The sequence below is a fragment of the Arthrobacter sp. Soil763 genome, from assembly GCF_001428365.1.
Taxonomy (GTDB): domain Bacteria; phylum Actinomycetota; class Actinomycetes; order Actinomycetales; family Micrococcaceae; genus Arthrobacter.
The window spans coordinates 1-14,955 of record NZ_LMSH01000003.1; the positions used below are offsets into that span (position 1 = coordinate 1).

Annotated in this window: 12 protein-coding genes; 5 read left to right on the forward strand and 7 right to left on the reverse strand. The window is 69.8% G+C overall.

What is annotated here, in order from left to right; translation table 11 throughout:
• Positions 1–598: 598 nt before the first annotated feature.
• On the forward strand, positions 599–1,492 hold the full coding sequence (locus ASG71_RS09835) for an SDR family oxidoreductase (RefSeq protein ID WP_056738737.1): 894 nt from the start codon (positions 599–601) through the stop codon (positions 1,490–1,492).
• A gap of 129 nt (positions 1,493–1,621) precedes the next feature.
• Here ASG71_RS09835 and ASG71_RS09840 read toward each other — a convergent pair whose 3' ends face one another.
• The gene (locus ASG71_RS09840; protein WP_056738739.1) at positions 1,622–3,241 is read right to left on the reverse strand and encodes an alkaline phosphatase D family protein; all 1,620 of its coding nucleotides are present in this window, start codon (positions 3,239–3,241) and stop codon (positions 1,622–1,624) included.
• An 86-nt stretch (positions 3,242–3,327) separates the two neighbouring features.
• Entirely contained in the window at positions 3,328–3,522 is a 195-nt protein-coding gene (locus tag ASG71_RS09845; protein WP_056738741.1) for a hypothetical protein, read from the reverse strand.
• A 100-nt stretch (positions 3,523–3,622) separates the two neighbouring features.
• On the opposite strand from ASG71_RS09845, the gene ASG71_RS09850 reads away from it, so the two are divergent.
• Positions 3,623–5,452, forward strand: a complete 1,830-nt coding sequence (locus ASG71_RS09850) for a BTAD domain-containing putative transcriptional regulator (protein WP_056738744.1) — start codon at positions 3,623–3,625, stop codon at positions 5,450–5,452.
• 141 nt (positions 5,453–5,593) lie between these two features.
• Here the strand turns inward: ASG71_RS09850 and ASG71_RS09855 are convergent, their stop codons facing one another.
• The 3 genes from ASG71_RS09855 to ASG71_RS09865 form a co-directional block, all read right to left on the reverse strand.
• Positions 5,594–5,797 (reverse strand): cold-shock protein, encoded by a 204-nt coding sequence (locus ASG71_RS09855; protein ID WP_056738746.1) that lies wholly within the window; start codon positions 5,795–5,797, stop codon positions 5,594–5,596.
• A 187-nt stretch (positions 5,798–5,984) separates the two neighbouring features.
• Positions 5,985–7,199 (reverse strand): acyltransferase family protein, encoded by a 1,215-nt coding sequence (locus tag ASG71_RS09860; RefSeq protein WP_056738747.1) that lies wholly within the window; start codon positions 7,197–7,199, stop codon positions 5,985–5,987.
• Between the two features lie 85 nt (positions 7,200–7,284).
• Positions 7,285–7,986: a haloacid dehalogenase type II gene (locus ASG71_RS09865; RefSeq protein WP_056738749.1), complete on the reverse strand. Its 702-nt coding sequence runs from the start codon at positions 7,984–7,986 to the stop codon at positions 7,285–7,287.
• Positions 7,987–8,157: 171 nt separating this feature from the next.
• Here ASG71_RS09865 and ASG71_RS09870 point away from each other — a divergent pair, with 171 nt between their 5' ends.
• Positions 8,158–9,747, forward strand: coding sequence for an alkaline phosphatase D family protein (locus tag ASG71_RS09870; RefSeq protein ID WP_056738751.1), 1,590 nt, complete (start codon positions 8,158–8,160; stop codon positions 9,745–9,747).
• A gap of 193 nt (positions 9,748–9,940) precedes the next feature.
• Positions 9,941–10,393, forward strand: a complete 453-nt coding sequence (locus ASG71_RS09875; protein ID WP_056738752.1) for a DUF4383 domain-containing protein — start codon at positions 9,941–9,943, stop codon at positions 10,391–10,393.
• 145 nt (positions 10,394–10,538) lie between these two features.
• On the opposite strand, the gene ASG71_RS09880 is transcribed toward ASG71_RS09875, so the two are convergent.
• Both ASG71_RS09880 and ASG71_RS09885 read right to left on the reverse strand, forming a co-directional pair.
• Positions 10,539–11,594, reverse strand: a complete 1,056-nt coding sequence (locus tag ASG71_RS09880; RefSeq protein ID WP_056738754.1) for a 2,3-butanediol dehydrogenase — start codon at positions 11,592–11,594, stop codon at positions 10,539–10,541.
• A 70-nt stretch (positions 11,595–11,664) separates the two neighbouring features.
• The gene (locus ASG71_RS09885) at positions 11,665–13,455 is read right to left on the reverse strand and encodes an NAD(P)/FAD-dependent oxidoreductase (protein WP_056738756.1); all 1,791 of its coding nucleotides are present in this window, start codon (positions 13,453–13,455) and stop codon (positions 11,665–11,667) included.
• A 162-nt stretch (positions 13,456–13,617) separates the two neighbouring features.
• Between ASG71_RS09885 and ASG71_RS09890 the strand changes: the two genes are divergently transcribed.
• Positions 13,618–14,919 carry a GAF domain-containing protein gene (locus ASG71_RS09890; RefSeq protein ID WP_056738758.1) on the forward strand — a complete coding sequence of 434 codons (1,302 nt, stop codon included), beginning with the start codon at positions 13,618–13,620 and terminating at the stop codon, positions 14,917–14,919.
• Positions 14,920–14,955: the final 36 nt, after the last annotated feature.

The following is a 14,955-nucleotide window of genomic DNA, read 5'->3' on the forward strand; positions in this document are numbered from 1 at the left end:
GGAGCAACTTTTCAAACTTACCCGAGTCCGAACCGCTTTGCAAACCGGCGATCCGCCGGAATCCAAAGCAACGAAAGGGTCCCCACCCAAAAACCGGCGCGCACTAATCCGCACCATTTTCCAGGCCGTTTATCAGGGGGTCGGTCGCTATCTTTCCGCTTCAGCGGCGGCGACTCGAATAACTTTACACACCCCCACGACCCCACGCAAATCCACCCCCAAGCAGGTCGCCGCACCCGAACAAGCGCGGAATGGCGCGGATTTCCGCCGCCCGGACCGCCCACCAACGACCGACAGCCCTGCAACCGACCGATATGCAGTGAGTCACACCCGGCCCACGCTGCTGAATCCCCGGCGACAGATATCCGCAGAGCACGACAGCGGAGCGCTGGATTCCCGTCACCCACTCCCCCGTTGCTCCGCCCGCTCACCCAACGTTCCGCGCGCTCCTCCCCGCCCGCCCCACGTCGTTGCACCGTTCCCCTGCCCGCACTAGGGTGATTAGTAAGCATGCTTAGCATGCGGCTGACCCACCCGCCGCGTACGCCCAGGGCCTCCCACCGGAGGAACCGGGCGACGCACCAACCGGAGGAGAACCATGACTGACCAGTACACGTTCAGGAACCCCGTCACCGCGTACGAGCAGATCGAGCCGCCGGAGCAGAGCCAGCCGGAACCGGGCCTGGACGCCAAGATGACCCCCAAGGCAGACCTCGGCGAGGACACCTACCGCGGCACCGGGCGGCTGGAAGGCCGGAAGGCGCTCATCACCGGCGCGGACTCCGGGATCGGCGCCGCGACGGCGATCGCGTTCGCCCGCGAGGGGGCCGACGTCGTCATGTCCTACCTCCCGGAGGAGGAAGAGGACGCAACACGGATCGCGAACCTGATCGAGAAGGCCGGCCGCAAGGCCGTCAAGGTGCCGGGCGACCTCAAGGACTCCGCCGTCTGCCGCGACCTGGTGGAGACCGCGGTCAAGGAGCTCGGCGGCCTGGACATCCTGGTCAACAACGCCGGCAAGCAGGTGGCGCAGAAGGCTCTCGGCGACATCGAGGATGTGCAGTTCGACCACACGTACAAGACCAATGTGTACGCCATGTTCTGGCTGACCAAAGAGGCGCTGCCGCACCTGCCGGCGGGATCGAGCATCATCAACACCACGTCGATCCAGGCCTACAGCCCGTCGGAGACGCTGGTCGACTACGCCTCCACCAAGGGCGCGATCAACAACTTCACCAAGGGCCTGGCCCAGCAGCTGGCGCCCAAGGGCATCCGGGTCAACGCCGTGGCGCCCGGGCCGATCTGGACCCCGCTGCAGCCCAGCGGCGGCCAGCCCACCGAGGATCTGCCGGAGTTCGGCAAGGAAACCCCGCTGGGCCGCGCCGGGCAGCCGGCCGAGCTGGCGCCGGCGTACGTCTTCCTCGCTTCCTCCGAATCCAGCTACGTGATCGGCGAGACGCTGAACGTCAACGGCGGCATGCCAACCCCGTAAGCGCTCCGCAAGCGCCAGTGGGCCCCTCCCGGATTCTCGGGAGGGGCCCACTGCCGTTTTGGCGCCGTTGCGGGATGGATGCCGGCGGCGGGGGACCCCGGCGCCGGGCGCCACGAGGCGTCGCCCGGCCTACCGCTGCGGCTGCAGCGCCTTGCTCCACAGCACGGCGCCGTTGGCGTTGCGCAGGCTGACCGTGAAGACGTCGTCGGCGCCGAGGTCCACGTGGCCGAAGTACTGGCTCTCGCCGCTGCGCGGGGACTCATTGGCGTACGTCCCGGCCTTAAAGAACGCCACTTCCGGGCCGAAGGTGCCGTCCAGGGCGTTGGGGCCGAAGCTGCCGGCGTTGATCGGTCCGGCGACGAATTCCCAGAACGGGTCGAAGTCCGTGAAGGCGGCGCGCTCGGGCGAGTAGTGGTGGGCGGCGCAGTAGTGCACGTCGGCGGTCAGCCAGACCACGTTCTTAACCCGGTTGCGCTTGAACGCCGAGAGCACCCCGGCGAGCTCGAGTTCCTTGCCCAGGGGCGCGCCGGCGTCGCGGTTGGAGATTGACTCCTGGTTGACGGGGCCGTCCGGCACCACCAGTCCGAGTGGGAGGTCGGCGGCGATGACCTTCCACGTGGCCTTGGACCTGCTGACCTCGCGGATCAGCCAGTCGGCCTGCTCCTGGCCCAGGATGTGGGTCAGCTGCGTTTCCTTCCCGTCCGTGTTGGCGTCCTTGTAGGTGCGCATGTCCAGGCAGAAGATCTCCAGCTGCGGGCCGCGGCTGATCTTGCGGTAGATGCGGGCCGGTTCGAACCCGGTGCCGCCGGAACGGACCCCCGAGATCGGCTGGTACTCCTGCCACGCCTGCCGGCCGCGGGCGGCGAGCACGTCCACGCGGCGTTCGGTGTAGCGGTTGTCGGTGAGGATCTGGCCCGGGTACCAGTTGTTGTGCGTCTCGTGGTCGTCCCACTGGGCAATCACCGGGACCTCCGCGTAGAGCGCGCGGACGTTCCTGTCCATCATGTTGTAGCGGTGCCGGCCGCGGTATTCGTTGAGCGTCTCGGCCACCTTGGAGACTTCCTCGGTGACGAGGTTGCGCCACACTTGCCCGTTCGGTTCGGTCACCTCCGCGCCGATCGGGCCGTCGGCGTAGATGGTGTCGCCGGAGTGGATGAAGAAGTCCGGCCGCGTCGCGTGCATGGCCGCGTAGCCGCGCATCCCGCCGATCTCTTCGTTGATGCCCCAGCCCTGGCCGGCGGTGTCGCCGCTCCAGACGAAGCTTTGGCCGCGGGCGGCGCGGCCGCTGCGGAGCAGCCCGGTTCCAGGGGCGGTGCTGAAGGATCCCTGCGCGGTCTCGCCGGCGTTCCCGTCGGCGTCTTCGAAGTGCATGGTGACCGCGAAGCGGGTCCCCGCGGGCAGGTGCTCGGCGTTGATCCTGGCGGTGAAGTCGGTCGCCTCGGTCGCGGGGCTCCCCCGCAGCACCCGCCGGAAGGCGCGTCCGCCGCGGAGCGGGGACCCGTCGTCGTCGACCGCCAGCAGGTCCGCGACCAGCCGGCCGGGGCCTGACGCGCGGGACCACAACACCCCGGAGCCGGTGGTGACGTCGCCGTTGGCGATGCCGGACGGCAGCGTCAGGCGGTTGCGGACGAGGGCGATGCCGGCGGGCCAGGCGGCGCTGGCAGCCCCGCCCGTTGCGGGGACGACGGCGGCGGCGCCGGCAGCGGCCAGGGCACCTTTGATGACATTGCGGCGGGTGAAATCAGTCATGCGTCCCAGCCTTGACGGTGCGGGTGAACCGGCGGTGGCGGCGGCATGAACTGCGCCGGGCCAGTGGGTGGGCCCGGCGCCGGGGTCTACCGGAACCAGAGGGTGGGCGGGAAACTCCGGTTCGCTGACGCGTACGGCTCGCTCGGCAGGTGGCCGGCGGTCCACGGCTCATCGGACCGCACCTCCGGGGTGCGGCCGTGCCCGTCCCGGAGGATGGCGGCGAACGTGCCGGGGATCGCGACCAGCGCGGACCCGGCGAGCAGGATGGTGAGAACTTCCATTGGTGATGCACCTCGATGGTGGGTGGTGGGTGGATGGAACCAGTGTCGCCAGGCACCGTGTGAGCAGGCGTGTGAGGGCGTTCCGGCGGTAAAATTCGGTATGGCCGACACCTGGATTCGGCTCCTCGGCCCGCCCCGGATCGAACCCCCTGACCCAGCACCTACGGACCCCCGCCAAGGGGACGGCGCTCCCCCGCAGCCCCGCGGCCGCAAGGCGTGGGCGGTGCTCGCCTATCTCGCCCTGAACCCGGCCGGCGCCGGCCGCGCCCGCACCGCCGCGCTGCTGTTTCCCGACGCGGCGGATCCTTTGGGCGCCCTCCGGTGGAACCTGTCCGAACTGCGCCGGGTGCTCGGCGGGGCGGCGATCGCCGGCGATCCCCTGCGGTTGGACCTGCAGCCGGGCTGGCGGTGCGACGTGCTGGAGCTCGGCCCCGCCGCCGCCCGGGACCTGGACCCGCGCCGGTTCGAGGGCAAGCTGCTGGAGGGTCTGGACTTCACGGACAGCCCGGTGTTTGAGTCCTGGCTCGCGGACCAGCGGTACCGGCTGGAGAACGCGGTGCGGGCCCTGCTCTCCGACGCCGCGCTGGCTGCGCTGGCGGCCGGCGTCCCGGCGGACGCCGCGGCCCTCGCTTCCCGGGCGCTGCAGCGGGATCCGTTCAATGCCGACTGCGCCGCCGTGCTGGTCAAGGCACTGGTGGCTCTCGGTGACCGGCGCCGCGCCCGCGAGCAGGTCACCAGGTTCGGCGAGCTGTACCGCGCGGAGCTGGGCATGCCGCCGCCCGAGGAGGTTGGCCGGGCGCTCACGGATCCGGTCACCGCCGCGGATTCCGCCACCCCGGCGAATGCGGCCACGGTCCGGTCCTACCTCGACGCCGGCGCCGCCTCACTCTCGGCCGGAGCGGTGGACCGCGGGCTCGCGCAGCTGCGCCTCGCCGTCGAGCTCGCCCAGCGGGCGGGTGAGCGGCACCTGCTGGCCGAGGCGCTGGTCACCCTTGCCGGGGCGGTCATCCACCAGGCGGGCGGCCGCGGCGCCGAGGTGGCGGACTTCCTGCACCGCGCGCTGACGGCGGAAGCGCCCGACGGCGGCTCCCGCACCGCCGCTGCGGCGTACCGTGAGCTGGGCTACCTCGCCGTGCAGCGCGGGGTGCCGGACCGGGCCGCCGGCTGGCTGGCGAAGGCGATGGGGGCGGCCGCGGGGTTTCCGGACGAGCAGTCGCGGATCCTGGCGATCCAGGGGATGCTCGCCTCGGACACCGCACGGTACGCCGATGCGGCGGCTGCGCTGGGCGAATCAGTGAGGCTTGCCGGCGAGGCGGGGAACCGCCGGCAGCAGGCGTTCGGCGAGGCGCTGCTGGGCCGCGTGCACCTGATCCGCGGCGAGCTCGACCTGGCCGGGACGTGCCTGGACCGGGCGCTGGACGGCGTGGCCGCGGAACACTGGACGGCGTTCGAACCGTTCGTGGCGGGGCTGCGCGGCGAAACCTACCTCGCTGCCGGAAAGCTCGAGGAAGCGGCGGCATTGATCGACCGGGCCTGGGTGATGGCGGAGTTGGCGGGCGACCACTGCTACATGGCCCTCGCGGCCGGCGCCGAGGCGCGGCTGTTCCTGGCCCACGGCGACCTGGCGGCCGCCGAACACTGGGTGGGCCGGGGTCTTGAGCCCAGCCCGTGGTACCTCTGGTATTCGGCGCGGCTGCTGGATGTCGCAACAGAAGTTGCGCTGGCCGCCGGCTCGCCCCGGGCGCCGGAGTTCGCGGACCGGCTGGGCGCGCTGGCCGGCCGGTCCGGGATGCGCGAGTTTGCGGTGCGGGCGCAGTCGCACCGGGCCGTGCTGGGCGATCCGGACGCCGCGGAATCTGCGCGGTGGCTTGCCAAGGAAATCGACAACCCCGTCCTGGCCGGGTGGGTGGCGCGGCGGCAGGGCGGGTGAGGCGCCGGCGTCGGTGGGGCGGCCGGCGTCGGGCGGTGTGCGGTGCGGTGGGCGTCGAGGCACACCCGGGTTAAACAAAAGCAGGGCCCGTCCGAAGACGGGCCCTGCTCGAAACCTAACGGTCCGTAGATCTCTAGAAAATTAGAGAGCCTGGATGTTGGTAGCCTGGGGACCCTTGGGGCCCTGCTCGGTTTCGAAGGAAACCTTCTGGTTCTCTTCGAGGGAGCGGAAGCCGGAGGAGTTGATCGCGGAGTAGTGCGCGAAAACGTCCTGCGAGGAGTCATCGGGGGAAATGAAGCCGAAGCCCTTTTCAGCGTTAAACCATTTGACGGTACCAGTAGCCATTATTTTTGTCCTTCGTGAAGATGGAGGAAAAGTCCCGACTTTCGGGTCCTCCGGTGTGGGGTGTTCAAAACCGCTACTTCAGAAGAACGCGGACTTTCGACCGCGCGTACTGCCTGAACTACCAACTGCATAAACACAACAACAGGTTCAACACTACAGGAGATTTCCGCGGCCGTTGACCACACGCCTAGGGGACGGGTTGGTGCGCCCGAGCGACGGTGACATTCGAGGGCGGGGCGGCCGACGGCGCCGCGGCGCGCGGCGCGGCGGTCGCTCCCCCGCCCCGGCGGGCAATGCGCCGGTCCACGGCGCGCCCGGCGGCGACGGACAGGCGCTGCGCGGGCTGCTCCACGTAGCGGAAGAACAGCTCGGCCGCGGCGAAACAGAGGACCACGGCGACGGCTAGCGCCAGCGGCAGCGAGACCGACCGCAGCAGCGTGACGGCGGCCAGGATGATGGGCAGGTGCACCAGGTAGAGGCTGAAGGAGATGCGGCCCAGCCACTGCGCGGCAGCGGTGTCGCCGAGCTTTTTAGCCGGACCGCAGAGCAGGAACACCAGGACGAGCAGCGTTGCGCCGACGGTGATCAGCGCCTCGACCCCCTTCACGGGTTTCGCGGGGCTAAGCCATTCGGCGTTGGCCAGGAGAAGGCCGGCGGCCGTCAGCGGAAGCCAGACGAGCCGCGGCCAGGCGCCGGTCAGCTCGCGGATCCGGTCCCGTTCGACACCCAGGATGGCGCCGATGGCGAAGATGGGCAGGTAGATCAGCCACTGCACCTCCTGCACGGCGCCCACCACGGAAAGGCCGACGACGAGCGCCAGCTTCAGGTGCCAGATGCGCCGCCACCGCAGGGCCACCAGCACGTACAGCGGAAGCAGCAGCGAGAACAGGACCTCCCAGCGCAGGGTCCACAACGGCGTGTTCACGGTACTCGCGCCGAGTAGCAGCAGGCCGTCCCGGGCCACGCGGCCCAGCTCCGGATCGACGACGTACATGTCCGCCCACGAGCTTTGCAGCGGCGACGCCGTGCGGGGTATCAGCGCGATCAGGGCCGCCGCCAGCACCAGCGACGCCCACGCCGGAAGGTAGAGCCGCAGCAGCCGCTTCACGTAGTACGAGGCCCAGCCCTTGCCGCGGCCCGGCTTGGTGAAGGGCAGGATGAGGACAAATCCGGAGAGCACGAAGAACACGTGGACCGCGGGCGTGCCGTTCCAGAGCAGATGCAGCGGCGAGAACACCGCCCAGGACTCCGCGCTGTTGAGCGGGCGGGAGCGTTCGTCGAAGACAACGTGGCCGATGCCGGGTACGACGGAGAGCACGTGGCAGGCGACGACCACCAAGGCGGCGAGCCCGCGGAGGCCGTCCAGTTGCGTGACTCGGGAGGTTCCAGGCTGTTTCGACATCACCTCCATGTTACCAGTTCGTTACATTCGGGAGGGGGTGGAAAGACGCTGCGAGGGGACCCGCTCCGCTATGGGAACTCCCCGGTCACCGCAGCCCTGCGCCCGGTGTTCTCGGCCCGGCGAGGGTTCCCGGCAGTTCGCGCAGGGAAGCGACGGTGTAGTCGGGAGCCGAGAAGTAGCCCGGGTAAGGGACCCCGCTCCGGTTGATCCACGCCGTGCGGAGGCCGGCCGCGGCCGCGCCGTGGATGTCCCAGGGGTGAACCGCCACCAGCAGCATCTGCCCGGGCTCGCCGGCGCAAGCCGACGCCGCGTGAAGGTAAGCGGCCGCGGCGGGCTTCCAGCCGGGGGCGTCTTCCACGGACAGAAGCCGTTCAAACCGGTCCCGGATGCCCGCCGTCGTGAGCAGTTCCTCCGCCACGCGGGTGGCGCCATTGGACAGGGTGACCAGCCGGTAGCCCGCGGCCTGCAAGTCGTGGACCCCGTCCGCAACATCGGGATGCAGGCCCAGCCCGGCCAGCCCGGCCATGACGTGCTCCACCGCCCGGTCGCGGTCCATACCGGTCCCTGCGTCGGCGAGCAGGCCGCGCAGGGCCTCGGCGCCGATCTCGGCAAAGGAGCCGTTGCCGCCGGCCGCCGTCAGGGCGAACCCGTCGCGCAGCAGCGTGGCGAACCAGAGTTTCGCCATCTCCGCGGGGGCGCCAGCTTCGACGAAGCGCTCCGCCATCGGCGCCATGTCCGAGAGCGTTTCATTGACGTCGAAAATGACGATGGAGGGCGCGCTGTTCATCAGTTCTCCTTGGCCGCCTCGCAGCACCGGTTACAGGGTCCTCTTGGAACCTCGGATTCCCGGGCCTTCGGACCACAGACCTTACTCGGGCCTCCAACCCTTGTCACGCAGTTAACGCCTCATTCACGCAGCCCTCAGAAACTGTCAATGCGCCGAAAATACTGTCAGGCCATGGACAACATTTCCCGCAGATCCGTTCTTTCCGCAGGCCTCGGCGCCGGACTCGTCGCCGCCTGGCCGGGTGCTGCCGTCGCCGTTTCCACCGCGGACGACGCCGGTCTCCGCACCGACCCGTTCCGGCTCGGCATCGCCTCCGGCGAACCGTGGCCGGACGGCTTCGTGCTCTGGACCCGGCTGGCCGTGGACCCGGTGGCCGAGGACGGCCTGGGCGGCATGCCCGCCCGGAACGTCGCCGTGGCCTGGGAAGTGGCGGAGGACGAGGGGATGCGCAAGGTCGTGGCCCGCGGCGTCGAACACGCCCGGATCGAGACCGCGCACTCGGTACACGTGGAGCTGCGCGGACTGAGGCCGGGGCGGGAGTACTTTTACCGGTTCCGCACCGGCCGGCACCTCAGCGCCGTCGGCCGGACCCTGACCAGCCCGGCGCGGCATGAGACGCCGGCGGCCCTGGCCATGGCGTTCGCCAGCTGCGCGCAGTACGAGCACGGCTACTTCACCGCCTACGCCCGGCTGGCGCAGGACCGCCCGGACCTGGTGCTGCACCTCGGCGATTACCTGTACGAGTACAAGAAGGACAGCTACGTGATCGGCGGCGGCAACCCCCGCGACCACGAAGGCCCGGAGACGGTGAACCTGGCCGGCTACCGGCAGCGGCACGCACAGTACAAGGCCGACGCCGACCTGCAGGCCGCGCACGCGGTGGCACCCTGGCTGGTGGTCTGGGATGACCACGAGGTGGACAACAACTGGGCCGACGACGTGCCGGAAAACTGGGACCCGGGCCAGCTGAACGACACCACCGAGCACTTCCGGCAGCGCCGGGCGGCGGCGTTCCAGGCGTACTACGAGAACATGCCGCTGCGCGCCTCGTCCGTGCCGGCGGGCGCCGACATGAAGATCTACCGGCGGCTGCAGTGGGGCCAGCTGGCCAACTTCCACATGATGGATACCCGGCAGTACCGCGACGACCAGCTGGCCGGCGACGGCTGGCGGAAGAACGTCGCCGAGCGGCTGGCCGAGGACCGCACCATCACCGGCGCCGAGCAGGAGAAGTGGCTGCTGGAGGGCTTCCGGAACTCCACCCAGCGCTGGGACATCCTGGGCCAGCAGGTCTTCTTCGCCGAGCGGGACCGCAACCAGGCCCCGGAGATCGACGACGTCTCCATGGACGGGTGGGACGGCTACGCCGCGTCCCGGCGCCGCATCACCCAGGGCTGGGTGGACGCGAACGTGCGCAACGCCGTCGTCCTCACCGGCGACGTGCACCGCAACTGGGCCAACGACGTCAAGGTCGACTACAAGAACCCGGACGCCCCCGTCGTCGGCTCCGAACTGGTGTGCACGTCCATCAGCTCCACCGGCAACGGCACCGGCTCCACCACGGACCCCACCATGGCCTGGAACCCGCACCTGAAGTTCTACAACGACAACCGCGGCTACGTGACCACCCGGATCACCAGGGACGCGATGACCGCGGACTTCCGCACGCTGGACCACGTCACGACGCCGGGCGCCCCCGTGGGCACGAAGGCCTCGTTCGTGATCCGGGACGGGGTGCCGGGGCTGGCCGCCCGGGGATAGTCCCGCGGGAACCGCCGCAGTTGTCGGGCAAGGGCCGCAGCCGCATCCGGCCCCTGCCCGCTGCTGTCCGGGACAAAATCCACCGGATGGAGCAATCCACCACCGGGCGTCCTCCGAATTGCTGACATGAGCACGGGACCGGCCGGACCATTGGCCGCTCCATCACCGCACGTCCGCATCGAAGGAGTTCGCCATGACCACCACGAACCACACCCGTACCGCAGTCCGCACCCCCGTCCAGAAGGCCAGCCTCGCCGTCGGCGCCGTCTTCCTGCTGGTCGGCGTCTTGGGCTTCGTCCCCGGCATCACCACCAACTACGAGTCGCTGCAGTTCGCCGGCCACCACTCCGAGGCGATGCTGCTGGGCCTGTTCCAGGTCTCGGCACTGCACAACATCGTGCACCTCCTCTTCGGGGCGGCCGGCCTGCTGCTGGCCCGCTCCGCCACCGGCGCCAAGTCGTTCCTGCTCTACGGCGGCATCATCTACCTGGTCCTGTTCGTCTACGGCCTGGTGGTCCCCGAAGATTCAGCCGGCGACTTCGTGCCGCTGAACAGCCTGGACAACATCCTGCACCTGGTGCTCGGCGCCGGCATGATCGCCCTGGCTGTCATCCTCACCAAGGGCCGCGCCAAGGCACGCGTCTAAGCTAAAGCCGGCACGGAGAACCGCACCTCCCCAACAACCGCCCCACCGGAACCCGGTGGGGCGGTTGTTTTGTCTGCGGGAAAGCGGAAATCCCCGAGCGGTGACGTCATGTCGATGGCGGCGGCGCCACGTCCCGGGAGCCGAACTACGGGTGCACCAGAACCTTCACCGCCGTGTCCTTGTGATTGATGAGGGTGTCGAAGCCCTGCTCCACCAGGTCGTCCAGCGCGATCCTGCCGGTGATGAACGGCTTGAGGTCCACCTTGCCCTCCTGCACCATTTTGATCACCGCGGGGTGGTCCCGGACGTAGGCGATGGTGCCGCGCAGGTCGATCTCTTTGAGCACCAGCTTCTGCATGTCCACGGTGGCCGGCGCACCCCAGATGGACACGTTGACCACCACTCCGGCGGGCCGGACGGCGTCGAGCATGGTGTCCAGCACCGCGTTCACGCCGGCGCATTCGAAGGCGACGTCGGCGCCGGTGCCGCCGGTGAGATCCAGCACCCGGGCCGGGACGTTCTCCTGGCTGGGGTCCAGCACATGGTCCGCCACCCCGCTGGAGAGTGCCTTTTCCTTCCGCGCCTGGGTCAGTTCGCTGATGATCGTGGTCACGCCCATTCCCTTGAGGACGGCCGCGGTCAGCAGCCCGATCGGGCCCGAGCCGCCCACGAGGGCCACGTCGCCGGCCTTGGCGCCGCTGCGTGCCACCGCATGGTGCGCCACGGAGAGCGGCTCGATCAGGGCAGCCTGGTCCAGGGGAATGTCGCCGATGGGGTGCACCCACCGCTGGTCCACGACGATCTTTTCGCTGAGCCCGCCACCGCCGCCGGAGAGCCCGATGAAGCCCATCTGCCGGCACAGGTGGTAGCTGCCCGCCTGGCACATGTCGCAGTCGCCGTCCACAAAATAGGGTTCGACGACGACGTTGTCGCCCACCGCGAGCCCCTCCACACCCTCGCCGACCTCCGAAACCGTCCCGGAGAACTCGTGTCCCAGGGTCACCGGTGCCTCCTCGTGCGAGAGCGGGTGCGGGTGCCCCGGTGCGGGGCAGAAGATCGGGCCTTCCAGGTATTCGTGCAGGTCCGTGCCGCAGATCCCGCACCAGGCGACGTCGATCTTCACCGCGCCGGCCCGGAGCTCCGGCTCCGGGATGTCCTCGATCCGGATGTCCTTGCGGCCATGGAAACGTGCTGCCTTCATGATGGTCCTTCCATTCGTGGAACGGATAGTGGGTTCGCCGGGAAAGCCGGCGGCTGCCGATTGGGCCCGGTCAGCGGGTGTGGTGGCTGGGCTGCAGTTCGTAGACGGGCGTTTCCAGTCCTTCCATCCGGGCCTTCAACTGCAGGGCCAGGTAGGCAGAGTAGTGCCGGCTCTGGTGCAGGTTGCCGCCGTGGATCCAGAGGTTGGGCACGTTGGTGGGCTTCCACATGTTGCGCAGCTCCCCCTCCCACGGGCCAGGGTCTTTTGGCGTGTCCGAGCCGTATCCCCAGCATTTTCCTACTTTGTCCGCGATTTCGGGAGAGACCAGGTCCGCCAGCCAGCCGTTCATCGAGCCGTAGCCGGTGGCGTAGACAATGAGGTCCGCTTCCAGCTCGGTCCCGTCGTCCATCACGACGGCGTTGCCGGTGATCTTGGCGACCTGGCCGGACTTCAGCTTCACCCGCCCGTCGATAAGCAGCTGGGATGCGCCGACGTCGATGTAGTAGCCGGAGCCGCGCCGCAGGTATTTCACGAACAGACCGGACCCGTCCACGCCGAAGTCCAGGTCGAAGCCGGCGGCCTCAAGCTGGGAGTAGAACTCCGCGTCCCGCTCGGCCATCTGCTGGTACACCGGCACCTGCGCCCCGGGAAGCACCCGCATGGGAAGCGAGGCGAACAGCAGGTCCGCCTTCTCGGTGGTGATGCCGTTAGCGAGCGCCCGCTCCGAGTACAGGTCGCCCAGGGCCAGGTCCATCAACGACTCGCTGCGGGCGATGTGGGTGGAGGACCGCTGGACCATGGTGACGTCGGCGCCGTGCTCCCACAGGTCCGCGCAGATGTCGTGCGCCGAGTTGTTCGAGCCGATCACCACGGCCTTCTTGCCCGTCCAGTCCCCGCCGCCGGGGTGCTGCGAGGAGTGGCGCTGCTCCCCCAGGAAGCTCTCAGCGCCGTCGAACGTGGGGATGTTCGGGTAGCCGGAGACGCCCAGGGCAAACACCAGCTGCTTGGGCCGCAGCGTCACCGGTTCGCCGTTGCGGACGACGTCGACCGTCCATTCCTGCGCGCCGTCGTCGTACGCCGCTCCCACGCATTCGGTGCCGGACCAGTAGTTCAATTCCATGATCCGCGTGTAGTGCTCCAGCCAGTCGCCGATCTTGTCCTTGGCGGCGAAGACCGGCCAGTCGTCCGGGAACTTCAGGTACGGCAGGTGGTCGTACCAGACGGGATCGTGCAGGTGCAGGGACTTGTAGCGGTTCCGCCAGGAGTCGCCGGGGTTCTGGTTCTTCTCGATGATGATGGTGGGCACGCCAAGGCGCCGCAGCCGGGCGGCGAGGCCGATGCCGCCCTGGCCGCCGCCGATGATCACGCAGTACGGCTGCTCCTCGTAGCCGAGCCGGGCCTCCTGCTCTTCCTTCAGTTCCAGCCACGACCGGCGGCCGCGGACGATCTGGTGGGCCACGCCCTGTTCGCGGCGCGGGCCCTTCTTCTCCTCGAAGCCCTTCAGCTCCTGCATGGTGGTCAGCAGCGTCCAGCACTTGCCGTTCCGCAGCCGGAGGTGGCCGTAGCCGCGGGCGTCGCCGGTCTCGAACGTGATCCAGGCTTCCACGGCGTCGGCGTCCCCGGTAGCGTCCTCCGCGAGCGCCCAGCCCGCGGGCTGCACGCGTTCCAGCGTCGCCTCCAGCATGCGTCTGATGTCGACCTTGCCTTCGAGGGTCTTCAGGTTCCAGGTGAACGCCACGAAGTCGCGCCAGTAGCTGTCATCCTCGAAGAGCTCCACGGCCGCGTCCAGGTCGCGCCGCTGCAGCGCGTCATCAAATCGCGCCAGCCAGGCCTGCGCGGCAGCGGTTGGTGTTCCGGTCATCTCCACTCCTTTGTGATGTTGCCAGGTGAGCCCCGTCCCGCCGGTACCCTGCGATATGCTGGGGCGGGCGTGAGCTGCATCACTATTGGAGCGCGCCGGGGGTAACAGCGGCGTTACACGCCCACCGGTCCGGCACTGCCGCCGGCTGCGGGGAGGAGCTGAGTGGACTACGGCCTGAGGTTCTCGGACCCGGCGCGGTATGCACGGACGCTGCGCCGCGCGCACGAACTTGTCATCTCCGGCATCCCGCGCCCCGAGATCCCCGCCAGCCTGGCCGATTCATGGCACCGGGCCATGGCCCTGGGCATCAGCCCGGACCAGCACAGCCCGCGGCACCTGCACGAGGTGTCCGAGGTGCTGGAGCTCCGGCGGGGGCACCGGCTGCAGGGCGTCATGCCGGCCCTGCACGAGCTGCTGGCCGACGATTCGCGGAGCGGCCGGCATCTGTTGGTGTTGACCGACGCCAGCGGCGAGATCCTGTGGCGGGTGGGCAGCCCGGCAGTCCTGCGGCAGGCCGACCGGCTGGAGTTCCTGGAAGGGGCGGACTGGTCCGAGGCGGGCATCGGCACCAACGCCATCAGCGAGGCCCTGGTCACCGGCGGCCCGGTGCAGCTGTTTTCCGCCGAGCACCTGGTCCGCACCCACCACGAGTGGGCGTGTTCGGCTGCGCCCATCAGGGATCCGGCCACCGGGCAAGTGCTGGGGGTGCTGGATGTCTCGGGGCCGCTGGACACTATCAGCGCGGACACCCTGCGGATGGTGCGGTGCGCCGTGCGGGTGGCGGAGGCGCTCCTGGGGGCGCCCGACGGCGGTACGCCACCAAGGGCGCTGTCGAACCCGGGCGGGCAGCACCCCCGCGCGGGCCTGCGTGACGCGGTTGAATCGCAGCCCAGGGCGGCGGTCGCGTCCCTGGAACTGCTGGGCGACAAGCCCGCAGCGGTGCTGGCCGACGGCAGCCGCGTGCCACTGACGCCGCGCCGTGCGGAGATCCTGGCGTTGCTGGACTCCCGCGCCCAGGGCTGGGCGGCGGAGGAACTGGCCTATGAACTGCACGGCGACGCCGGGACTCCGCAGGCCATCCGCACCGAGATGTTCCGGCTCCGGTCGCTGCTCGGCGAGGCGGTGCTGTCCAACCCGTACCGGCTGGCGGCGGACGTGGCCGGCCGGTCCGACTCAGGGCGGGTGCTGGGGCAGCTGCGCGAAGGCCGGGTGGCGGACGCACTGGACTCCTACCGGGCGCCCCTGCTCAGCCGGTCCGGCGTCCTGGCGGTCCAGCTGCTCCGGGACCAGTTGGACCTGGCCGTAGGATCGGCCGTACGGGCCAGCGCCGACCCCGGGCTCCTGATGCGCTGGCTGTCCACGGACATGGGTTCCGCCGACGCCGCGGCGGCGGAGGTCCTGGGAGCCCTGCTGGGCCGCGGGGACCCGCGATACCTGGCGTTCCGTGCCTCCGCCGGCGCGTGACCGGGTCCGGCAGACCAGGTAAACGAAGCCGCCACA

Bases quoted from the DNA above. Each gene is read 5' to 3' on its own strand.
- ASG71_RS09875 (WP_056738752.1), top strand. From the start codon at position 9,941: ATGACCACCACGAACCACACCCGTACCGCAGTCCGCACCCCCGTCCAG.
- ASG71_RS09855 (WP_056738746.1), bottom strand. From the start codon at position 5,797: ATGGCTACTGGTACCGTCAAATGGTTTAACGCTGAAAAGGGCTTCGGC.
- ASG71_RS09865 (WP_056738749.1), bottom strand. From the start codon at position 7,986: ATGAACAGCGCGCCCTCCATCGTCATTTTCGACGTCAATGAAACGCTC.
- ASG71_RS09880 (WP_056738754.1), bottom strand. From the start codon at position 11,594: ATGAAGGCAGCACGTTTCCATGGCCGCAAGGACATCCGGATCGAGGAC.
- ASG71_RS09860 (WP_056738747.1), bottom strand. From the start codon at position 7,199: ATGTCGAAACAGCCTGGAACCTCCCGAGTCACGCAACTGGACGGCCTC.
- ASG71_RS09870 (WP_056738751.1), top strand. From the start codon at position 8,158: ATGGACAACATTTCCCGCAGATCCGTTCTTTCCGCAGGCCTCGGCGCC.
- ASG71_RS09850 (WP_056738744.1), top strand. From the start codon at position 3,623: ATGGCCGACACCTGGATTCGGCTCCTCGGCCCGCCCCGGATCGAACCC.
- ASG71_RS09840 (WP_056738739.1), bottom strand. From the start codon at position 3,241: ATGACTGATTTCACCCGCCGCAATGTCATCAAAGGTGCCCTGGCCGCT.
- ASG71_RS09845 (WP_056738741.1), bottom strand. From the start codon at position 3,522: ATGGAAGTTCTCACCATCCTGCTCGCCGGGTCCGCGCTGGTCGCGATC.
- ASG71_RS09885 (WP_056738756.1), bottom strand. From the start codon at position 13,455: ATGACCGGAACACCAACCGCTGCCGCGCAGGCCTGGCTGGCGCGATTT.
- ASG71_RS09835 (WP_056738737.1), top strand. From the start codon at position 599: ATGACTGACCAGTACACGTTCAGGAACCCCGTCACCGCGTACGAGCAG.